This is a genomic window from Streptomyces sp. SAS_281 (assembly GCF_052542855.1).
In genome coordinates, this window is sequence record NZ_JBMNDO010000040.1 from 40,790 (window position 1) to 60,017 (window position 19,228).

Sequence of the window (19,228 nt, forward strand, 5' to 3'; positions counted from 1 at the left end):
CTCCGGTCCGCATGCGCTTCCTCCGCCCCTGTGCCCTCACGCCCCACAGTCTCCCATCCCGCCGGGGAGCCACGGCCGCAACCGGGAAGTCCAGCCCGGCGCCGACGCGCGGCAGGACCCTCCCGTCACGCGTCGTCGTACGCCTCGCCGCCCAGCTCCATCCGCGCCTCGCCCGCCGTCGCGTCGGCGAGCCAGCGGCGGAACGCCTCGACGTCGGCGTCCGGCAGCGCGATCTCGATGGTCACGTCGGCCGCGTACCGGACTTCGCGCACCGTCCTTCCGGTGGCCCGCAGTTCGTTCTCCAGCCGGCCCGCCCGCTGGTGGCCGACGGCGACCGTGGCGAGCCGGAAGCGGCGCCGGGTGCGGGTACCGAGTGCGTCGAGGGCTTCGCCGACCACTCCCCCGTACGCCCTGATCAGCCCGCCGGCACCCAGCTTCACCCCGCCGTAGTAGCGGGTGACGACGGCGACGGCGTAACACACCTCGCGGCGCGTGAGCATCTGGAGCATCGGGACGCCCGCGGTGCCCCCGGGCTCGCCGTCGTCGCTCGCCTTCTGTACGGAGGCGTCGGCGCCGATCACGTACGCGTAGCAGTTGTGGGTGGCGGTCGGGTGCTCCCTGCGGACGCGGGCGATGAACTCCTGCGCCTCCTCCTCGGTGGCCGCGGGGGCGAGCGCGCAGATGAAGCGGGACCGGTTGATCTCGCTCTCGTGCACGCCCGCGCGGGCGACGGTCCGGTACTCCTCCTGCATCCCGCCACCCTATGCGCACCTGCGGGAATGGCCGGGGCGGGCCACCGGTTGTCGGGTGCATGTACGCAGACACGGAGACGATCCGCAGGATCCTGGAAGACACCGGCGACACCTGGGCCGTGGTGGGGCTGTCCGACAACCGCTCGCGCGCGGCCTACGGGGTCGCCGAGGTGCTGCAGCGCTTCGGCAAGCGCGTGGTCCCGGTGCACCCGAAGGCCGAACGGGTGCACGGCGAGCAGGGGTACGCCTCACTGGCGGACATCCCGTTCCCGGTGGACGTGGTCGACGTCTTCGTCAACAGCGACCTGGCGGGCGCGGTGGCCGACGAGGCGGTCGCCAAGGGCGCCCGGGCCGTCTGGTTCCAGCTCGGCGTGGTGGACGAGGACGCGTACGAGCGCACCCGGGCGGCCGGCCTGGACATGGTGATGGACCGCTGCCCCGCCATCGAGATCCCGAGGCTCGGAGCATAAGGGCTGCCCCGCAATTCCTGGCGCCCGCCGGGAATTGCGGGGCAGCCGTCAGGAAGCGTCCGGGACGCGGACGCCCAGTCCTTCGAGGACCACCGCGCCCGGCAGGGCGCCCAGCGCCTTGCCGGTCACGATCAGCTTGCCCCGGCGCGAGCCGCTGCCGATCAGGACCCACTCCTCGTCCACGACGGCGGGGTCGATCAGCAGCGGCCAGGCGGCGGGGAGTCCGATGGGCGTGATGCCGCCGTACTCCATGCCGGTCTCACCGACGGCCGTGTCCATCGAGGCGAAGCGCGCCTTGCGCAGGCCGAGGTGCTTGCGGGCGACGCCGTTGACATCGACGCGGGAGTGCGACAGCACGAGGCAGGCGGCGAGGGTCACGTCGGCGCCGCGTTTGCCGGAGAGGACGACGCAGTTCGCCGAGTGGTCGAGCAGGTCCGCCCCGTGGTGGGCGACGAAGGCCACGGTGTCGGCGATCTCCGGGTCGGTGTCCACGTGCAGGACCTGGTCGGGGGTGATGCCGCCCCAGCCCGTGCGCACCGCCTCGGCCACCGGGGCGGTGAGGAGGCCCTGACGGTCGACGGCGGGGCCTGCGTTCTCGAAGGAGCCGATGGGTGCGCGCATGCGCGTCACGCTAACAGCGCCGCTCGCGGCGGTGCGGGGTGTCTCATCTGGCGGGCGGGATGCTGACGGCCATGGTGAGTTCGACCGGTTCGGTGCCTTCGTTGCGGTAGGCGTGCGGGTGGTGCGCCTCGAAGGTGGCGGAGGTGCCGGCGTCCACCGCGTACGCGGTGTCGGCGACGATGAGCGTGAGGGTGCCGGCGGTGACGTGGAGCAGTTCGACCGTGCCCTCGGGGTGCGGGTCGGAACGGCTGCCGTCGCCGGGCATCAGCCGCCAGGACCAGAGTTCGAGGGGGCCCCGGGCCTCCGTTCCCACCAGGAGCGTGGTGGCGCTGCCCGCCTCGGTGGACCAGAGGCGCACGGCCTGGTCGGCGGGGACCAGGCGGACCGGGGAGCCCTGTTCGTAGTCGAGCAGCGTGGTGATGCTCACGCCGAGCGCGTCGGCCAGCTTGACCGTGGTGCCGACGCTCGGGTTGGTGCGGGCCTGCTCGATCTGGATGATCATGCCGCGGCTGACTCCGGCGCGGGCCGCCAACTGGTCCAGCGTGAAGCCGCGTTCACCGCGCCAGCGCTTGAGATTACGGGCGAGGGACTGGGTCAGCTGATCGAGGTCAGTCACATTCCGTCCAATATCCTGTATGACATGGTCCAGTGTCCTGTACTACGGTGCGGTGCACCCGACCGTCCGCCGCACTGTACTGCGAGGCCCTCATGACCGCGATGTTCGCCCTGGCCACCAGCCTCCTGTGGGGGCTGGCCGACTTCGGGGGCGGCCTGCTCAGCCGGCGTACGCCCGCGCTGACCGTGATCGTGGTCTCACAGGTCATGGCGGCGGCCGTCCTGGGCCTGATCGTGACCGCCACGAGCGGCTGGGGCGAGGCCGGGCCCCGGCTCTGGTACGCGGTCGCGGCGGGGGTCGTCGGGCCGGTGGCGATGCTCTGCTTCTACCAGGCGCTCGCGCTCGGCCCGATGGGCGTGGTCTCCCCACTCGGCTCGCTCGGAGTCGCCGTACCGGTGGGCATCGGGCTGATCGCCGGGGAGCGTCCGGATCTCCTCCAGGGCGCCGGCGTCGCGGTCGCCGTCGCGGGCATCGTGATGGCGGGCGGCCCGCAGTTGCGCGGCGCTCCGGTGCAACGGCGGGCGATCCTGCTGACGCTGGTGGCGGCCTTCGGCTTCGGGGCCGTGATGTCACTGATCGCCGAGGCGTCGACCACGGTGACCGGGCTGTTCCTCGCCCTGCTCGTCCAGCGTGTCACCAACGTGGTGGTGGGCGGCGGGGCGCTGTACGTCTCGGTGCGGCGGGGCGGCCGGGCGCTGCCCGAGGACGGCGGCGCGTCGGCGGTCCGGGCCGCACTGCCGGCGCTTGCCTTCGTCGGCCTCGCGGACGTCGCGGCCAACGGCACGTACTCGATGGCCGCCCAGCACGGACCGGTCACCGTCGCCGCCGTGCTGGCCTCGCTCTACCCGGTGGTGACGGCCCTGGCCGCGCGCGGATTCCTGAAGGAGCGGCTGCGGGGTGTGCAGGCGGCGGGCGCGGGGCTCGCCCTGGTGGGCACGGTGCTGCTCGCGACGGGGTAGCCGGGCGGTCAGCCCTCGTCGAGCTGGGCCACGGCCAGCAGTTGTTCCGGGGTGACGCCCTCGGGGATCGGAACCGGGGCCGGTGTCCGCAGGGGCGGCTGCCAGCCCTTCTTCTGGTCCCAGCTGCGGACGACACGGGCGGGCGCTCCGGCCACCACCGCCCGGTCGGGCACCTCGCCGCGGACCACCGCCCCGGCGGCCACGACGACGTTGCGGCCGAGGCGGGCGCCGGGCAGGATCACCGCGCCGGTGCCGATCCAGCAGCCCGGGCCGATGGAGACGGGCTCCATCCGGGGCCACTGCTTGCCGACCGGCTGGTGCGGGTCGTCGTAGCTGTGGTTGGTCGAGGTGATGTAGACGTACGGACCGCAGTACGTGTCCGCGCCTATGGTCACCGTCGTGTCGGCGACGACATGGCTGCCCCGCCCCAGCACGACACCGTCGCCCAGGGTGAGGATCGGGTCGGGCCCGAGGTCCAGGTCGGGCATCAGGCCCGCGGTCAGCGTGACCTGTTCGCCGATGATGCAGTGGTCGCCGAGCCGGATCCACGGCTCCCCGAAGACCGTGCCCTGCGGGAACGCCAGCCGCGTGCCCTCGCCGATGCGGGCGAACCGCAGCCCGCCGGGGTGTTCGGCGGTCACCGCCCCCGCCTCGCGCGCCCAGCGCCAGCAGCGGTGGACGGCCCCCGACAGGGCGCGCCGCCGCCAGGCGGTCAGGGGAGCGAGCGGATTCCGGTTCTTCGGCACGCGCTCACCGTAAGCCGAGCCCACCGGAGGGGCGGCGGGACCGGCCTGTGATCTTCACCCCAACAGGGGCGCGCGGCCACGCGTCGCATACGGTTTCCCCGGCGGCCGACGGCGCCGGAACACGGAGGAACGGGCGATGGCGGAGCAGGCGATGATCATGGGCATCGGCGGCAAGGAGCCGGTCATCGACGCGGAGGCGTTCACCGCGCCGACGTCGGTGGCGATCGGCGACATCACCATGGCGGCGGGCTCCAGCCTCTGGTACCAGGCGGTGCTGCGCGCGGACTGCGGGCCCATCGTGATCGGCGCGGACTCCAACATCCAGGACAACTGCAGCGTCCACGTCGACCCCGGCTTCGCGGTGACGGTCGGCGAGCGGGTCTCGGTCGGGCACAACGCCGTCCTGCACGGCTGCACCGTCGAGGACGACGTCCTCATCGGCATGGGGGCCACCGTCCTCAACGGCGCGCACATCGGCGCGGGTTCACTGGTCGCGGCGCAGGCCCTCGTACCGCAGGGCATGCGCGTACCGCCGGGTTCGCTGGTCGCGGGCGTCCCGGCGAAGGTGAAGCGACCGCTGACCGAGGAGGAGCTGGAAGGCGTCCGCTTCAACGCGGTGGGTTACGTGGAGCTGGCCAAGGCCCACCGCGAAGCCTGCGAGGACTGAGGGGCCGCCGGCTCAGTCCGCGACCGGCACGGTCCCCGGTTCCGGCTCCGCGGCCGCGGCGGAGTGCGCGGCGGCGGCCTTCTTGGCGCGGTTCTTGAGGACCAGCATGGAGGCGAGGCCGATCAGGACCGCGATGGCCAGGCCCAGGTAGGAGAACCGCTTGAGCCATGCCTCGGCGACCACGCCCACCGAGTAGATGACGGCCGTGGTGCCGCCGGCCCAGGCGATCCCGCCGAGCACGTTGGCGATGAGGAACTTCCAGTACGGCATGTGCAGCACACCGGCCAGCGGACCGGCGAAGATGCGCAGCAGGGCGACGAAGCGGCCGAAGAACACGGCCCACATGCCCCACTTCTGGAAGGAGCGCTCGGCCAGGCCGATCTGACTCTCACCGAAGTGCTTGGGGAACTTCCCGCCGAGCCAGGCCAGCAGCGGCCGTCCGCCCTTGCGGCCGATGGCGTAGCCGATCGAGTCCCCGATCACGGCGCCGGCCGTGGCGCAGGCGCCCAGGATCCAGGGGTTGATGCCGTCGTGGCTCGCGGCCAGCAGAGCGGCGCTGATCAGAACGATCTCGCCGGGCAGCGGAATGCCCAGGCTCTCCAGCCCGATGACGGCGCCCACCAGGATGTAGACGCTGATCGCGGGGACGGTCTCCAGCCACTCCTGGATGTGCAACGCCGTTTCCTTACGTGTGATGTCCTGTCGCCCGCCGGACACTCATCGGCGCACCGCGGGAAGCCTACCCTCAGCTTCACGGAGGCGGACAGCGAGAAGGGCCGCCGGTGCCGGGCGGCCCTTCCGTACGCGCGCGTGCCGGGGTCAGGCGTTCGGGCGCAGCGTCCAGACGACGGTCATCTCACCGGTCACGGCGCCGTCCCCGCGCCGGATCTCCACGGTCACCGGGAATTCGGGACGCTCGCCCGCGTCGAGTTCGGCGACGACCTCGGCGGCGGGGCGACCGAGGACGGCGGTCGCGGTGACCTCGCCCATGGCCAGCTTCTTGTAGGCGATCTCGGCGCTGACCGCGAGCGGCACGGCCCGGGAGAGCTGGTCGCCGAAGGCGGCGATGACGATGGCGCCGCTCGCCGACTCGGCCAGCGTGAACATCGCTCCGGCATGCGGTCCGCCGACGTGGTTGTGGTAGTCGGCCCGGTCCGGCATGCGGACCACCGCGCGTTCGGCGGTGGTCTCCAGGAATTCGAGGTCGAGGGTCCGGACCATCGGAACCGTCGCGGCGAGCATCTCGCCCGCGGTCATCTGTTCAGCGCTCATGGACGGGATGTTACTCATGGGTAGACATCTTTGGCCATGCCTCTGCGGACACTCGCCTGCCGGGCCGCCGCCGCTCCTTCACCGTTCGCACACGGGGGCGGACGTGGCACGCCGGGCGGGGCCCCTCTATCGTTACTCGCCATGTGGCCAGGACAGCAGCCGCCCGGGGGCGAGCAGAACCCGCAGGACCAGAACCAGAACCCGTACCAGCAGCCGGGGTACCAGCAGCCGAATCCCTATCAGCAACCGGGATATCAGCAGCAGGGCCAGCCGTCGGGCCAGCAGCCCGGTTACGGCTACCCGCAGCAGGGCGGGCAGGGGGGGTACGGCCAGCCCAACCCGTACCAGCAGCCGACGGTTCCGCAGTACGCGGTGCCCGGTCCTCCCGGTGACCCGCAGCCGGGCAACGACAAGAAGAAGACCACGGTCATCGCCATCGTCGCGGCGACCGCGGTCGTGGTGGCCGCCGCGGTCACCGGCGTCATCGTGCTGAACAAGGACGACGACAAGGACGGCAAGAACGTCGCCGACGGCAAGAAGTCGTCCGCGCCCGCCAAGCCGTCCGGGTCCGCGTCCTCGCCCGAGGCCAACCCGCGCGGCGGCGAGGACGCCAAGCCGCAGATCGCGGGCTGGAAGGTCGTGACGAACCCCAAGTGGGGCACCCAGTTCGACGTTCCGGGCGACTGGGAGGTGTCCCCGCCCGGCGTGCTGTCCTTCTTCGAGGACGAGAAGAAGAACGACGGCCTGCCGCTCATCGGCTTCACCGGGCCGGCGGACCTCAAGGAGAAGTGGTGCACGGACGACGCCGACAAGGACGGCACGGAGGACAAGTACAGCCTGGCCGGCGCCGGCACCCGGGGTGCGGAGGGCGCCACGGACGCCGACGTGAACGCCCGTAACGAGGCGGGCACCTGGGCCTGGGCCGCGTTCGCGCAGCACATGCCGAAGAAGAGCATCAAGATCAGCAAGGCCAAGCAGTACACCACCAAGTCGGGGCTGACCGGGAGCCTGGTCACCGCGACCGCGCCCAACGTCACCAAGCGCTCGAAGTGCAGCAGCGACGGCAAGACGTACGCCTTCACCTTCAAGAACAGCAAGGGCGCGTTCTCCTCGTGGGTGCTGTACGCCGCCGCGGACGTGGACGACGAACTGCCGAACGCGACGATCGAGAAGATCCTCAGCACCGTGCGCCTCGTGCCGGTGGTCGACTCCGAGGACGCTTCCTGACCCCGGTCCGGGAACTCATTTGCGCAACGGGGCGGCGGCCGCGATAGTCCCTGGGTGACCGACGCAGCCGCCCCCGCCCCCCGCTCCGCCCGACCCGTCCCGGCGGGCCGCAACTACCGGCTGCTGACCGCCGCCTCGATCATCACCGCCCTGGGTACCCACGGCGCGCTGATCGCGGCGGCGTTCGCGGTTCTCCAGACGGGCGGCGACGGGGGTGACGTCGGTCTCGTCGCCGCCGCCAGGACCGTGCCGCTGGTGCTGTTCCTGCTCATCGGCGGGGCGATGGCCGACCGGATGCCGCGCCACCGGGTGATGGTCGCGGCCAACACCCTCAACTGCGTCTCACAGGGCCTCTTCGCCCTGCTCGTCCTGTCCGGCGACCCGAAGCTGTGGCAGATGATGCTGCTCACCGCGCTCTGCGGCACCGGGCAGGCGTTCTTCAGCCCGGCCGCCGAGGGCATGCTGATGTCGAGCGTCAGCGGCGAGCAGGCGAGCCGCGCCTTCGCGCTCTTCCGAATGTCCACCCAGGGCGCCGCGATCGGCGGCGCGGCACTCGGCGGCGCCATGATCGCGGCGATGGACCCCGGCTGGGTGCTCGCCGTGGACGCCGCCGCCTTCGCGGTCGCGGGAGGCCTGCGCGCCTTCCTCGACGTCAGCCACATCCCGGCACGCGAGCCCGGGGGCGGGCTGCTCGCGGACCTGCGGGACGGCTGGAAGGAGTTCACGGGCCGCCCGTGGCTCTGGTCCATCGTCGCCCAGTTCTCCGTGGTGGTCGCCGCCGTCGGAGCCGCCGAGGCGGTCTACGGGCCGCTGGTCGCCCGCGACGAGCTGGGCGGCGCCCGGCCCTGGGGGTTCGCGCTCGCCGCGTTCGGCGTCGGCAACCTGGCCGGGGCGCTGCTGATGATGCGGTGGAAACCCCGCCGGCTGCTGCTGGCCGGAACCCTCTGCGTCTTCCCGCTGGCCCTCCCGTCGGCCGGGCTCGCGGTGCCGCTGTCGGCCACCTGGCTCTGCCTGGTGATGTTCGTCAGCGGTACGGCGATCGAGGTGTTCGGCGTCTCCTGGATGACGGCCATGCACCAGGAGATCCCGGAGGAGAAGCTGTCGCGCGTCTCGGCGTACGACTGGTTCGGCTCGGTGGCCATGGTGCCGGTCGCCACCGCCCTCGCCGGACCGGTCGAGTCCCTGGTCGGACGCAGTCAGGCGCTGTGGGGGTGCGCGGGCCTGGTCGTGCTCGTCACGGGGCTGGTGCTGTTCGTTCCGGACGTACGCAACCTGACCCGCCGGACCGAGTCGGTCGAGGTGGCCGCCGCCCCGCTCGTGCCGCCCACCTCAGCCGACGCTGAAGGCGCCGTCGGGCGGCTCGGGTGACGCCACCGCGTCCTCGTCCCCGACCGGCCGGGCCCCGTTGACGAACGCGGCCAGCGACTCCCCGTGCTCCACCCGCGCCGCGAACGCGTCCGCCGCGCACCGGCGGGCCAGGGCCGCCGTGTCGAACGGGAAGCGGGAGGCGACGAGGACCGCGTTGCCGAAGCGGCGGCCGCGCAGCACGCCCGGCTCCGCGATCAGCGCCAGCTCGCCGAAGACCGCCCCGAAGGTGGCCAGCTGCGACCGCAGGAAGCCGAACGGCGGCCCGTCGGCCAGGTTCGCGGCGTAGATCCCGTCCGGCCGCAGCACCCGCGCCGCCGCTTCGGCGTACGGGACCGAGGTGAGGTGGGCGGGGACCCGGGAGCCGCCGAAGACGTCCGCGATCAGCAGGTCCACCGAGCCGGGGGCGGTCCCCTCCAGGCGGGAGCGGGCGTCCGCCGCGTGCACGGTGATGCCGCAGCCCGGTGGCAGCGGCAGGTGCTCGGCGACGAGACCGAGCAGCCCTCGGTCCGCGTCCACCACGTCCTGCCGGGAACCGGGGCGGGTCGCCGCGACGTACCGGGGCAGGGTGAGGCCGCCGCCGCCCAGGTGCAGGACGTCCAGCGGCTCGCCCGGGTCCGCCGCGCAGTCCACGACGTGGCCGAGCCGGCGGGCGTACTCGAACTCCAGGTGCTCGGGTGCGTCGAGGTCGACGTAGGACTGCGGGGCGCCGTCGACCGTGAGCAGCCAGGCCCGCTCCCGGTCCACGTCGGGGAGAAGGCGCGCGGTGCCGTGGTCCACGTCCCGGACGACGGGTATCGACTCGTTCACTCCCCCATTGTGCGGTGGGGCCGCCGCCCCCGGTGTCCGGGGCGGCGGCCCCACGCTCCTCGTGCCGCTCAGAGCAGCTCCGTGACGGTGCCCGCGCCGACCGTGCGGCCGCCCTCGCGGACGGCGAAGCCGAGGCCCGCCTCCAACGGGACGTCCCGGCCCAGCTCGACGGTCATGGTGACCGTGTCCCCGGGCCGCGCGACCGCCGCCTCGCCGAGGTCCACGTCGCCGACCACGTCGGCCGTGCGGATGTAGAACTGCGGCCGGTACCCGGTGGTGACCGGGGTGGTGCGGCCGCCCTCGCGCCCCGACAGGACGTACACCCGCGCGGTGAAGCGCCGGCTCGGGGTGACGCTGCCCGGCGCCGCGACGACGTGGCCGCGGCGCACCCGGTCGCGCTCGACGCCGCGCAGCAGCAGCGCGACGTTGTCGCCGGCCTCGGCGGACTCCATCGGCTTCCCGAAGGTCTCCAGACCGGTGACGACCGTCTCGATGTCCGGGCCGAGCACCGACACCCGGTCGCCGACGCGGACCGTACCGCGCTCCACGGCACCGGTGACGACCGTGCCCCGGCCGGTGATGGTCAGGACGTTCTCCACCGGCAGCAGGAACGGCGCGTCGGTGTAGCGCACCGGCATCGGTACGTAGGTGTCGACGGCGTCGAGCAGCGCCTCCACGGCCCCCGTCCAGCGCGGGTCGCCCTCCAGCGCCCGCAACCCCGACACCCGCACGACGGGCACCGTGTCGCCGCCGTAGCCGTGCGCGGACAGCAGCTCGCGGACCTCCAGCTCGACCAGGTCGGTGAGCTCGGGGTCACCGGCGTCCGCCTTGTTGAGCGCCACCACGATGTGGTCGACGCCCACCTGGCGGGCGAGCAGGACGTGCTCGGCGGTCTGCGGCATGATCCCGTCGACCGCGGAGACGACGAGGATCGCCCCGTCGAGCTGGGCGGCCCCGGTGACCATGTTCTTGATGTAGTCGGCGTGGCCGGGCATGTCGACGTGCGCGTAGTGCCGGGTGCCGGTCTCGTACTCGACGTGCGCGATGTTGATGGTGATGCCGCGCTGCGCCTCCTCGGGCGCGCGGTCGATGCGGTCGAAGGGGACGAAGGTGCCGGTGCCGCGGTCGCTGAGGACCTTGGTGATGGCGGCGGTCAGGGTCGTCTTGCCGTGGTCGACGTGGCCCATGGTGCCGATGTTGAGGTGCGGCTTGGTGCGCACGTATGCCGTCTTGGACATGGGTTCATTCCTTGGGATGCGAAGCGTGACGTGAGGACCCCGGGGCCCGGCCGACCCTCCCCTCTCGGGGTCCGCCGGACGGTCGGGGGAGGGTCAGCTTCGGGCGCCGCCGAGGGGCGCTGCGGCAGCGGTGACCGCTGCGGCGACAACTGCTGCGAGGGTGCGCACGGCAGCCTTCGGCGCGTCCGCGACTGCGGACGGCGCTGCGGGGAAGGCGTACCGGGACATGCGCCGATCATCTCCGACGGGCCGCCCGCCCGTCGAGCGAATTACGGCGGGCCGTACGGGGATTGGGCGCGGGTCGCCGGGCGGCCGGCGAGGGTGCATTACGGCGATCACACACCTTTGTCGGTTACTCTCCCCGAATGCTCGACGTCGTCCCCGACACCCGCCCCGCCCCTGGCCTCGCCGTGCGCTGCACGCGGGTGCTGCTGTCGCCGTGGTCCCGGCTCTCGCTGCTCGTCGCCGTCCTGGCGGCCGCCGCGACGGCCATGCTGCTGCTCGAACCGCAGCAGCTGCTGACCTCCGGGAGACTCGGGGAGCTGAGCGGCGGTTCCACGGCGGCGGTGCTCTTCGGACTCGCGTACGGCGTCTGCACGGTGGCGTTCGTGCCGCGTCCGCTGCTGAACCTCGCGGCGGGTGCCCTGTTCGGGGTCCAGGCGGGCCTCGGGGCGGCGATCGGCGGCACGGTCCTGGGCGCGGGGGTCTCCTTCATGCTCGGCCGGGTCCTGGGGCAGGACGCGCTGCGCACCCTGGTGCGGGGGCGCTGGCTGCGGGCGGCGGACGGACAGCTGAGCCGGCACGGCTTCCGCTCGATGCTGGCGCTGCGGCTCTTCCCCGGGGTGCCGTTCGCCGCGGCCAACTACTGCGCCGCCGTCTCGCGCATGGGCTACCCGCCGTTCCTGGTGGCGACGGGCCTGGGCTCGATCCCGAACACCGCCGCGTACGTGGTGGCGGGGAGCGAGGCGTCGTCGCCCACCTCGCCCGCGTTCCTGGCGGCGATGGGCTTCATCGTGCTGACGGGGGCCGGAGCGGCCGTGGTCGCCTGGCGCCGCCGCCACCGCCTGGGCGGCTGAGGGCGACGGGGCGGGGCGCGCGGGGGTTGTCGCCGGGTGTTCACCCGGGGGCGATACGCTGCCCGCGACCGACAGACGAGACAGGGCCCGGCCGGGCCCTGTCCTCGCATGACCGCAAACCGCACCCGCCGGGCGCCCGACGCCGGCGGCCGGTGCACGAGTATCCCGGGATGGCCCAAGCCCCATGAGCTGGTTCGAATCGTTCGTCCTCGGCCTCGTCCAGGGACTGACCGAGTTCCTGCCGATCTCCTCCAGCGCGCACCTGCGGCTCACCGCGGCGTTCGCCGACTGGCAGGACCCGGGCGCGGCCTTCACCGCGATCACCCAGATCGGCACGGAGGCCGCGGTCCTCATCTACTTCCGCAAGGACATCGCCCGGATCGTCTCGGCGTGGTTCCGGTCGCTGACGGACCGTTCGATGCGCGGCGACCACGACGCCAAGATGGGCTGGCTGGTCATCGTCGGCTCCATCCCGATCGGCGTGCTGGGCCTGGCGTTCCAGGACCAGATCGAGGGCCCCTTCCGCGATCTGCGGCTGATCGCGACCACCCTGATCGTGATGGGCGTCGTCCTCGGCGTCGCGGACCGGATGGCCGCCCGCGACGAGAAGGGCGGCAGGCACCGGGCCGGCAAGCAGCGCAAGACCCTGCGCGAACTGGGCGTCAAGGACGGGCTCATCTACGGCTGCTGCCAGGCGCTGGCCCTCGTCCCCGGCGTCTCGCGGTCCGGCGCCACGATCAGCGGCGGTCTCCTGATGGGCTACACCCGGGAGGCTGCGGCGCGCTACTCGTTCCTGCTGGCGGTCCCGGCGGTCCTCGCCTCGGGCGTCTTCGAGCTGAAGGACGCGGGCGAGGGACACGTCTCCTGGGGCCCGACGATCTTCGCGACGGTCATCGCGTTCGGAGTGGGGTACGCGGTCATCGCCTGGTTCATGAAGTTCATCACGACGAAGAGCTTCATGCCGTTCGTGATCTACCGGATCGTCCTGGGCGTGGTGATCTTCTTCCTCGTCGGTACCGACGCGCTGAGCCCGCACGCGGGTGAGTCCGCGGGCTGACGTCCGCCGTACGTCCGCCGCCCCCGGCCGCGCCGGGGGCGGCGCCGTGTTCAGATCTCCGTGTCGCCGGGGCCCTCGGCGCCGAACTGCTCGGCGCGCAGGGCGAGGTCCTGGAGCACGTCCGCCGAGGTGACGTCCGTCTGCCCGGAGTCGTGGACCTGGGCCAGCATGGCGAACGCCAGGGTGAAGGCCCCGACGAGCTGTTCCACCGCACCGCCGACCTCGCGTCCGACGACCACCACGACGTCCTCGACGGTGGCGTCCTCGGGGATGGCGATCCGGGGCATGGTCTCGTTGAGTAGGGCGGTCACCACGGTCGAGTCGGTCTCGGCGTCGTCGCGGTCCGGGTTCTCCTCCAGCAGCCGGCGCATCTCCCCCGCCTCGGTGAGGATGCCGACCACGCGCTTCACCACTTCGCTCTGCTCCATACCGCGAGCATAGGCGCAGCCGGACCGGCCGATAGGGACAAACAACGTGCGGGGTCATGCCGTGCCGGGGCCCGGACGGCCGCCTCCGCCTCGGCACGGGCGCCCGCGCCGCCGTAGCGTACGAGACAGGTCCGGACGGCGGAGAGGAACCCATGAGCGGCACCGAGCTTCCCGTGATCGCGGCGGTCGACGGCTCCTCGCACAGCTTGGACGCGCTGGACTGGGCGGCCCGTGAGGCGGTGGTACGCGGGCTGCCGCTGCTCATCGTGCACGTCAGGCAGCTGGCCCGGCGCACCGGCCAGGAGGCGCAGGAGCGGGAGGCGGGCGAGCTGCTGGCCTCGGCCGTGCACCGGGTGGCCCAGGTCGCTCCGGGGCTGCGGCCCACGACACTCGCACCGCTCGACTTCCCGTCGGCGGCGCTGGTCTCGCTGAGCCGGGACGCCTCGCTGCTGGTGCTCGGTTCGCGGGGTCTCGGCGGGTTCCGGTCCCTGATGCTCGGGTCCAACAGCCTGGCGACGGCGTCCATGGCCAAGTGCCCCGTGGTGATCGTGCACGGCGGCCGGGACGACGAGGAGCCGGCCGGCGAGGGCGGGGGCGAGGTCTTCCCGGACATCGTCGCCGGGGTGGCAGCCGACGAGAGCAGCGAGGGAGTGCTGGACTTCGCCTTCGGGACGGCGGCGGCGCACCCGGGCGCGCGGCTGCGGATCGTGCACGGCTGGACGATGTTCTCGTCCATGCTGTCCGGCGGGCCGGTCTTCGACCGGGACGCGGCGGCGGACGCGGCCGAGCGGTCACTGGCGGAACTGACGGCCGGCCGGCGGGCAGCGTACCCGCAGGTCGAGGTCATGAAGGAGCCGGTCAACGGCTCCGCGACACGCACGCTGGTCACCGCGTCCGCGACGGCGTCGCTGACCGTCGTCGGACGGCGGCGCGGCGGTGAGTCGCTGGGCCTCGGGCTGTCGCCGGTGGCGCACACGACCCTCACGCACGCGATGGGCCCGGTGGCCGTCGTCCCCTGCTGACGGCCGGGCCGCGTCCGCTGCCGCACACTGGGCAGAAGACCGGGACCGGATGGCGGACGGACCTGCCGGCGGGCGGGGCGAGGAGGTGCGGCATGGGTGCGCGGACCGGGTGGCGCGAACGGGGTGCGCGCGTGCTCGACCGGACCCCGGGGCGCGCGGCCGCCGCGCTGGTGGCCGGTGCGCTGCCGGCGCTCGCCTTCCCCGCACCCTCGCTGTGGTGGTTCGCCTATGTCTGCCTGGTCCCGTTGCTGTTGCTGGTCCGCTCCGCCGGGACGGGGCGCGGGGCGGCGCGCGACGCGTGGCTGGGCGGCACGGGGTACATGGTCGCCGTGCACCACTGGCTGATGCCCAGCCTGCACGTGTTCATCGTGATCCTCGCGGCGCTGCTCGGTCTGCTGTGGGCGCCGTGGGGGCTGCTGGCGCACCGGCTGCTGCGGGGTCCGGTGAGCGGGCGGGCGGCGGTCGCGGCGGTGGTCGTGGTGCCGTGCGGCTGGCTGATGATCGAGCTGGTGCGGTCCTGGGAGGCGCTCGGCGGCCCCTGGGGGCTGGTGGGGGCGAGCCAGTGGCAGGTGGAACCGGCGCTGCGGCTGGCCTCGGTGGGTGGGGTGTGGCTGGTGAGTCTCCTGGTGGTGGCGGTGAACACGGCGGTCACCGTGCTGCTGGTGCACTCCGCCGCCCGCGTCGTGGCCGCCGTGTCGCTCCTGGTGGGCGCGCTGGTGGTCGGGGCGGCCTGGGTGTGGGCGCCGCAGCCGGAACGGACGGGCACGGCCAGGGTGGCCGTCGTGCAGCCGGGGATCGTGGAGGGGCCGGGCAGCATCCAGCGCAGGTTCGCCCGCAGCGAGGCCCTGACCCGGTCGCTCGCGGGGCGCGGCGTCGACCTGGTGGTGTGGGGTGAGAGCAGCGTCGGCGTGGACCCGGTCCGGCGGCCGGACATCGCGGCCCGGCTCGCGGCGCTGTCGCGGTCGGTGGGCGCCGGCCTCCTGGTGAACGTGGACGCCCGGCAGACCGATGCGGCGGGGCGCACGGGGATCTTCAAGAGCGCCGTGCTGGTCGGTCCCCGGGGGCTCACCGGGGACCGGTACGACAAGATGCGGCTCGTGCCGTTCGGCGAGTACATCCCGGCCCGGTCGGCGCTCGGCTGGGCGACCTCGATGGGCCGGGCGGCGGGCGAGGACCGGCTGCGCGGCAGGGGCCCGGTCACGATGCGGGCGCCCGGCCCGGACGGACCGCGCATCGGCCCGCTGGTCTGCTTCGAGTCCGCGTTCCCGGACATGAGCCGGCGTCTGGTCCAGGACGGGGCGGGGCTCCTGGTCGCCCAGTCCTCCACCTCGTCCTTCCAGCACGGCTGGGCCCCGGTCCAGCACGCCTCGCTCGGCGCGCTGCGGGCGGCGGAGAGCGGCCGCCCGATGGTGCACGCCACACTTACGGGTGTGAGCGCGGTGTACGGCCCCGGGGGCGAGCCCGTCGGGCCCCGCCTCGGCACGGAGACCAGCGGGACCGCCGTCTACGGGGTGCCGCTGGCCCGGGGCACGACGCTCTACGTGCGGTTCGGCGACTGGGCGGTGTACGGGGCGCTGGGGGTGCTGGCCGTCTTCTGTGCCGCGGAGGGCGTACGGGCCCGGCGGGCCCGGAGGCGTACGCGTCCCGTGGAGACGGCGACGGCTGCTTAGGCGGCGTCGAGCTCCCGCAGAACGCGCTCGCAGAGTTCGTGGGTCTCCAGCGCGTCGCGGGCGCTCAGCGGGCGGCCCTCGCGTACGGCGTCCAGGAAGGCCAGCACCGCCTGCTCGATGCCGCGCTGACGGGCCACCGGCACCCAGTCGCCGCGCCGGCGCACGCTCGGCTGACCCTTGTGGTCGATGACCTCCGCGAGATTGAGGACCTCGCGCTTGGAGTCCTGGCCGGAGACTTCGAGCCGCTCCTCGGTCGAACCGCTGAGCCGGTTCATCGCGCCGATCGCGGTGAAGCCGTCGCCGGAGAGCTGGAGCACGACGTGGTGCAGCAGACCGTCCACGAGCCGGCCGCTCACCACGGTGCGCTCGACGGGGCCGGGCGCCAGGAAGCGCAGGGTGTCCACGACGTGGATGAAGTCGTCGAACACCATGGTCCGGGGCTCCTCGGGGAGGCCGACCCGGTTCTTCTGCAAGAGGATCAGTTCGCGCGGGTGTTCCGCGCACTGGGCGTATCCCGGGGCCAGTCGGCGGTTGAAGCCGACGGCGAGGCCCGTGGAGCGCGCCTCGGCGAGCTCGACCAGGCGGGTGGACTCCGCCAGCGTGTACGCGAGCGGCTTGTCGACGTAGGTGGGGACGCCCGCGTCGAGCAGCCGGCCGACGATCTCGGGGTGGGCGGCGGTCGAGGCGTGCACGAACGCGGCGTCCAGCCCCTGGGCGAGCAGCGGGTCCAGGTCCTGGTGGCACCGGTCGGCCGGGATGCGGTGGGCGGCGGCGACCGCGTCCAGGGTGGCCGGGGTGCGGGTCTGGAGGTGGAGCTCGATGCCCGGCAGGGAGCCGAGCACCGGCAGGTACGCCTTCCGCGCGATGTCCCCGAGCCCGATGCAGCCGACCTTCACAGGGTGTTCCTCTCGCTGGTCAGCGCCGTGTGCGGGGCGCCTCCTTCGTCGTCCCGGCAGCATACGCGGCGCCCGGGGGCCGCCAGTCGGCGATCCCGTCGAAGGTGCGCAGGACGAGGCCGGGGCCGAGCCGGGAGACGGTGGACATGAGGAAGTCGCGTGCGGCGACGGCCGGCGCGCTGGTCAGGCTCATGAGCCGGGAGACACGGTCGGCCCTGCGGACGACACCGGCGGTGCGAGGCAGCCGTTCGGCGGTGTACGCGGCGAGGCCGGCGCCCAGGTCCCGGCCGGGGGCCACGTGGTGGGCGAGGACGATGCCGTCCTCGATGGCCTGGTTGCCGCCCTGGCCGAGGGTGGGGGCCATGGCGTGCGCGGAGTCGCCGAGCAGTGCGGTGCGGCCTCGGTGGAAGGCGGGGAGCGGGACGGCCATCCGGTACACGTCGTGGCGGAGGATGTCCTGCGGCGCGGTGGCGGCGATGATTCCGGGGACCGGGTCGTGCCAGTCGCCGAAGCGGCGCAGGAGTTCGGCCTTCTCGTCGTCGGCCGCCCGGGCTCCGGCGGGGGCGGTCGCCGCCGCGTAGGCGTAGATCCTGCCGTCCTTGAGCGGCTGGCTCCCCCAGAGCGCGCCGCGCCCCCAGGTCTCGTGCGGCGGGAAGGGGCGGCCCGGGGCCGGGACGACGGCTCGCCAGGTGGTGAAGCCCGCGTAGGAGGGGCCGGGGGCGTCCGGGAAGAGGGCGCCGCGTACACCGGAGTGGATTCCGTCGGCTCCGACGACGAGTTCGGCCTCGATCGTCCCGGTGGGCGTACCGACCACGGCGGGGGCGCCGCCCGCGGTGCCGGGGTCGGCCAGACGGGCCGGGCAGCCGGTGCGGATGGCGGAGGCGGGGAGCCGGGCGGCGATGCGGTCGATGAGGACGGAGCGGTGCAGGAGGACGAGCGGACCGCCGAACCGTTCGGCCGCCGCGGTGGCGTCGGTGCGGGAGAGCCATCGGCCGGACGGCGCGCGCATCCCGCCCTCGCCCTGCCAGGCGGCCAGGGACCTGATCTCGTCGCCGAGGCCGACCACGTCGAGCGCGCGCTGGGCGTTGGGGGCGAGCCCGATTCCGGCGCCGACGGGCTCCAGGGAGTCGGCGCGTTCCAGCACGGTGACCTGCCAGCCGGACCGGTGCAGCGCGAGCGCGGAGGTGAGTCCGCCGATCCCGCTGCCGATGACGACCGCACGGGGCATGTCCATGACTTTCCCTCCGCTGCAACTACATCTGTAGTGACACCGCCCAACGTACTACAGCTGTAGTTGCGACGGTAGGTTGACCTCATGACCGCACGTCCCACCGGTTCCGACCGGGCCGAACTGATCGCCGATGCCGCGCTCGCCCTTCTCGCGGAGCGCGGCATGCGGGGGCTGACGCACCGGGCGGTGGACGAGCGGGCCGGACTGCCCCAGGGCTCGACGTCGAACCACGCCCGGACCCGACAGGCTTTGCTGGAGGCAGCGGTGCGACGGCTGGCGGAGCGCGAGGGCCGGGTCCTCGCGCCCGGCGGGCTCGGGGCGGGCACGGACACCGGCGAGCCGGCGGCGGGGCTGGCCCGGGCCCTGCACCGCTACCTGACGCACCACCCGGAGCTGCTGGTCTGCCGGTACGAACTGGCGCTGGAGGCCACCCGCCGCCCGCAGCTGCGGGAGTTCTTCGACGCGACGGGCATGCAGTTCCGCGCCCCGCTGGTGGCACTGATGACCGCGGCCGGGTCGCCGGAACCGGAGCGGCACACGCTGTCCCTGGTGGCCTGGTGCGAGGGGCTGATGTTCTCGTGCGCGGCCGGCTCCTACCACCGCTCCGTACCGAGCGAGGCGGAGCTGCGCACCGGCTTCGACGAGCTGCTGCGCGGGATGCTGGGGCGCTGAGGCGCCGTCGGCGGCGGCGCCGTGCTGACCGGCGTCACTCGTGCGGGCGGATCGGGGGCGAGGGAGGCATGGACCGGTCGTCGGCCCCGCAGAGTTGATCACGTGCAACGAACGAGAACCGCCGTGAAACTCCTGGTCTGCCTCGCGGGCGCGGCCCTGTCGGGGTGCGTGTCCGTCCAGCCGCATCCGGCCGCGCCGCCGCGCCCCGGGGTCAGCCGGCCGGCCCATGACCTGGCCCCGCAGACCGCCGGGCCGCCGGTCCACGACACGCTGGAGGCCGTGCCCGAGGCGAAGCCGTCCCGCGCTGCCTCGCCGTCCGCCGCGCACAAGCCGTCGGCGGGGGGGGGGGGGGGGGGGGGGGGGGGGGGGGGGGGGGGGGGGGGGGGGGGGGGGGGGGGGGGGGGGGGGGGGGGGGGGGGGGGGGGGGGGGGGG

22 protein-coding genes are annotated in these 19,228 nt (G+C 73.7%); 10 read left to right on the forward strand and 12 right to left on the reverse strand.

The window, feature by feature from the left end:
* Positions 1-125: 125 nt before the first annotated feature.
* Positions 126-752 (reverse strand): YigZ family protein, encoded by a 627-nt coding sequence (locus ACN6LM_RS17515; RefSeq protein WP_445066284.1) that lies wholly within the window; start codon positions 750-752, stop codon positions 126-128.
* 59 nt (positions 753-811) lie between these two features.
* Between ACN6LM_RS17515 and ACN6LM_RS17520 the strand changes: the two genes are divergently transcribed.
* Positions 812-1,222: a CoA-binding protein gene (locus tag ACN6LM_RS17520; RefSeq protein ID WP_445066285.1), complete on the forward strand. Its 411-nt coding sequence runs from the start codon at positions 812-814 to the stop codon at positions 1,220-1,222.
* Between the two features lie 48 nt (positions 1,223-1,270).
* On the opposite strand, the gene ACN6LM_RS17525 is transcribed toward ACN6LM_RS17520, so the two are convergent.
* Both ACN6LM_RS17525 and ACN6LM_RS17530 read right to left on the reverse strand, forming a co-directional pair.
* The gene (locus tag ACN6LM_RS17525; protein WP_445066286.1) at positions 1,271-1,843 is read right to left on the reverse strand and encodes a YbaK/EbsC family protein; all 573 of its coding nucleotides are present in this window, start codon (positions 1,841-1,843) and stop codon (positions 1,271-1,273) included.
* A 43-nt stretch (positions 1,844-1,886) separates the two neighbouring features.
* Positions 1,887-2,459: a helix-turn-helix domain-containing protein gene (locus ACN6LM_RS17530; RefSeq protein WP_445066287.1), complete on the reverse strand. Its 573-nt coding sequence runs from the start codon at positions 2,457-2,459 to the stop codon at positions 1,887-1,889.
* A 92-nt stretch (positions 2,460-2,551) separates the two neighbouring features.
* Between ACN6LM_RS17530 and ACN6LM_RS17535 the strand changes: the two genes are divergently transcribed.
* Entirely contained in the window at positions 2,552-3,418 is an 867-nt protein-coding gene (locus ACN6LM_RS17535; protein ID WP_445066288.1) for an EamA family transporter, read from the forward strand.
* 8 nt (positions 3,419-3,426) lie between these two features.
* Here the strand turns inward: ACN6LM_RS17535 and ACN6LM_RS17540 are convergent, their stop codons facing one another.
* Positions 3,427-4,164: an acyltransferase gene (locus ACN6LM_RS17540; RefSeq protein ID WP_445066289.1), complete on the reverse strand. Its 738-nt coding sequence runs from the start codon at positions 4,162-4,164 to the stop codon at positions 3,427-3,429.
* 136 nt (positions 4,165-4,300) lie between these two features.
* On the opposite strand from ACN6LM_RS17540, the gene ACN6LM_RS17545 reads away from it, so the two are divergent.
* Entirely contained in the window at positions 4,301-4,831 is a 531-nt protein-coding gene (locus ACN6LM_RS17545; RefSeq protein ID WP_445066290.1) for a gamma carbonic anhydrase family protein, read from the forward strand.
* Between the two features lie 12 nt (positions 4,832-4,843).
* On the opposite strand, the gene ACN6LM_RS17550 is transcribed toward ACN6LM_RS17545, so the two are convergent.
* Positions 4,844-5,506, reverse strand: coding sequence for a DedA family protein (locus tag ACN6LM_RS17550; RefSeq protein ID WP_445066291.1), 663 nt, complete (start codon positions 5,504-5,506; stop codon positions 4,844-4,846).
* Positions 5,507-5,650: 144 nt separating this feature from the next.
* Entirely contained in the window at positions 5,651-6,088 is a 438-nt protein-coding gene (locus tag ACN6LM_RS17555) for a DUF4442 domain-containing protein (protein ID WP_445066304.1), read from the reverse strand.
* Between the two features lie 156 nt (positions 6,089-6,244).
* Here ACN6LM_RS17555 and ACN6LM_RS17560 point away from each other — a divergent pair, with 156 nt between their 5' ends.
* Together ACN6LM_RS17560 and ACN6LM_RS17565 are read left to right on the forward strand one after the other, a co-directional pair.
* Positions 6,245-7,330, forward strand: a complete 1,086-nt coding sequence (locus ACN6LM_RS17560) for a hypothetical protein (RefSeq protein WP_445066292.1) — start codon at positions 6,245-6,247, stop codon at positions 7,328-7,330.
* A 54-nt stretch (positions 7,331-7,384) separates the two neighbouring features.
* A complete protein-coding gene (locus tag ACN6LM_RS17565; RefSeq protein ID WP_445066293.1) occupies positions 7,385-8,698 on the forward strand; it encodes an MFS transporter in 1,314 nt (437 codons plus the stop codon).
* On the opposite strand, the gene ACN6LM_RS17570 is transcribed toward ACN6LM_RS17565, so the two are convergent.
* From ACN6LM_RS17570 to ACN6LM_RS17580, 3 genes are all read right to left on the reverse strand, one after another.
* Entirely contained in the window at positions 8,660-9,505 is an 846-nt protein-coding gene (locus tag ACN6LM_RS17570; protein ID WP_445066294.1) for a spermidine synthase, read from the reverse strand. The two genes, ACN6LM_RS17565 and ACN6LM_RS17570, sit on opposite strands and share 39 nt — an antisense overlap.
* Positions 9,506-9,573: 68 nt before the next feature.
* Complete coding sequence (gene tuf, locus ACN6LM_RS17575; RefSeq protein WP_445066295.1) at positions 9,574-10,743, reverse strand: elongation factor Tu; 1,170 nt, start codon at positions 10,741-10,743, stop codon at positions 9,574-9,576.
* A 93-nt stretch (positions 10,744-10,836) separates the two neighbouring features.
* Positions 10,837-10,971: a hypothetical protein gene (locus ACN6LM_RS17580; protein WP_445066296.1), complete on the reverse strand. Its 135-nt coding sequence runs from the start codon at positions 10,969-10,971 to the stop codon at positions 10,837-10,839.
* Between the two features lie 137 nt (positions 10,972-11,108).
* Here ACN6LM_RS17580 and ACN6LM_RS17585 point away from each other — a divergent pair, with 137 nt between their 5' ends.
* Both ACN6LM_RS17585 and ACN6LM_RS17590 read left to right on the forward strand, forming a co-directional pair.
* Positions 11,109-11,819, forward strand: coding sequence for a TVP38/TMEM64 family protein (locus tag ACN6LM_RS17585; RefSeq protein WP_445066297.1), 711 nt, complete (start codon positions 11,109-11,111; stop codon positions 11,817-11,819).
* Positions 11,820-12,003: 184 nt separating this feature from the next.
* The gene (locus ACN6LM_RS17590) at positions 12,004-12,876 is read left to right on the forward strand and encodes an undecaprenyl-diphosphate phosphatase (protein WP_445066298.1); all 873 of its coding nucleotides are present in this window, start codon (positions 12,004-12,006) and stop codon (positions 12,874-12,876) included.
* Positions 12,877-12,926: 50 nt separating this feature from the next.
* Here the strand turns inward: ACN6LM_RS17590 and ACN6LM_RS17595 are convergent, their stop codons facing one another.
* Positions 12,927-13,304, reverse strand: coding sequence for a hypothetical protein (locus tag ACN6LM_RS17595; RefSeq protein WP_425818566.1), 378 nt, complete (start codon positions 13,302-13,304; stop codon positions 12,927-12,929).
* 152 nt (positions 13,305-13,456) lie between these two features.
* Here ACN6LM_RS17595 and ACN6LM_RS17600 point away from each other — a divergent pair, with 152 nt between their 5' ends.
* Positions 13,457-14,326: a universal stress protein gene (locus ACN6LM_RS17600; RefSeq protein ID WP_445066299.1), complete on the forward strand. Its 870-nt coding sequence runs from the start codon at positions 13,457-13,459 to the stop codon at positions 14,324-14,326.
* Positions 14,327-14,418: 92 nt separating this feature from the next.
* The gene (lnt, locus tag ACN6LM_RS17605) at positions 14,419-15,996 is read left to right on the forward strand and encodes an apolipoprotein N-acyltransferase (RefSeq protein WP_445066300.1); all 1,578 of its coding nucleotides are present in this window, start codon (positions 14,419-14,421) and stop codon (positions 15,994-15,996) included.
* Here the strand turns inward: lnt and ACN6LM_RS17610 are convergent.
* Both ACN6LM_RS17610 and ACN6LM_RS17615 read right to left on the reverse strand, forming a co-directional pair.
* Positions 15,993-16,892, reverse strand: a complete 900-nt coding sequence (locus ACN6LM_RS17610) for a Gfo/Idh/MocA family protein (RefSeq protein WP_445066301.1) — start codon at positions 16,890-16,892, stop codon at positions 15,993-15,995. The two genes, lnt and ACN6LM_RS17610, sit on opposite strands and share 4 nt — an antisense overlap.
* Positions 16,893-16,911: 19 nt before the next feature.
* Entirely contained in the window at positions 16,912-18,126 is a 1,215-nt protein-coding gene (locus ACN6LM_RS17615) for an FAD-dependent monooxygenase (protein ID WP_445066302.1), read from the reverse strand.
* Positions 18,127-18,207: 81 nt separating this feature from the next.
* Here ACN6LM_RS17615 and ACN6LM_RS17620 point away from each other — a divergent pair, with 81 nt between their 5' ends.
* Complete coding sequence (locus ACN6LM_RS17620) at positions 18,208-18,795, forward strand: TetR/AcrR family transcriptional regulator (protein WP_445066303.1); 588 nt, start codon at positions 18,208-18,210, stop codon at positions 18,793-18,795.
* Positions 18,796-19,228 lie beyond the last annotated feature (433 nt).

Coding starts and splice junctions, on each gene's coding strand:
- ACN6LM_RS17590 (WP_445066298.1), top strand. CDS start 12,004: ATGAGCTGGTTCGAATCGTTCGTCCTCGGCCTCGTCCAGGGACTGACC.
- ACN6LM_RS17515 (WP_445066284.1), bottom strand. CDS start 752: ATGCAGGAGGAGTACCGGACCGTCGCCCGCGCGGGCGTGCACGAGAGC.
- ACN6LM_RS17560 (WP_445066292.1), top strand. CDS start 6,245: ATGTGGCCAGGACAGCAGCCGCCCGGGGGCGAGCAGAACCCGCAGGAC.
- ACN6LM_RS17615 (WP_445066302.1), bottom strand. CDS start 18,126: ATGGACATGCCCCGTGCGGTCGTCATCGGCAGCGGGATCGGCGGACTC.
- ACN6LM_RS17600 (WP_445066299.1), top strand. CDS start 13,457: ATGAGCGGCACCGAGCTTCCCGTGATCGCGGCGGTCGACGGCTCCTCG.
- ACN6LM_RS17555 (WP_445066304.1), bottom strand. CDS start 6,088: ATGACCGCGGGCGAGATGCTCGCCGCGACGGTTCCGATGGTCCGGACC.
- ACN6LM_RS17545 (WP_445066290.1), top strand. CDS start 4,301: ATGGCGGAGCAGGCGATGATCATGGGCATCGGCGGCAAGGAGCCGGTC.
- lnt (WP_445066300.1), top strand. CDS start 14,419: ATGGGTGCGCGGACCGGGTGGCGCGAACGGGGTGCGCGCGTGCTCGAC.
- tuf (WP_445066295.1), bottom strand. CDS start 10,743: ATGTCCAAGACGGCATACGTGCGCACCAAGCCGCACCTCAACATCGGC.
- ACN6LM_RS17520 (WP_445066285.1), top strand. CDS start 812: ATGTACGCAGACACGGAGACGATCCGCAGGATCCTGGAAGACACCGGC.
- ACN6LM_RS17580 (WP_445066296.1), bottom strand. CDS start 10,971: ATGTCCCGGTACGCCTTCCCCGCAGCGCCGTCCGCAGTCGCGGACGCG.
- ACN6LM_RS17535 (WP_445066288.1), top strand. CDS start 2,552: ATGACCGCGATGTTCGCCCTGGCCACCAGCCTCCTGTGGGGGCTGGCC.
- ACN6LM_RS17525 (WP_445066286.1), bottom strand. CDS start 1,843: ATGCGCGCACCCATCGGCTCCTTCGAGAACGCAGGCCCCGCCGTCGAC.
- ACN6LM_RS17620 (WP_445066303.1), top strand. CDS start 18,208: ATGACCGCACGTCCCACCGGTTCCGACCGGGCCGAACTGATCGCCGAT.
- ACN6LM_RS17585 (WP_445066297.1), top strand. CDS start 11,109: ATGCTCGACGTCGTCCCCGACACCCGCCCCGCCCCTGGCCTCGCCGTG.
- ACN6LM_RS17595 (WP_425818566.1), bottom strand. CDS start 13,304: ATGGAGCAGAGCGAAGTGGTGAAGCGCGTGGTCGGCATCCTCACCGAG.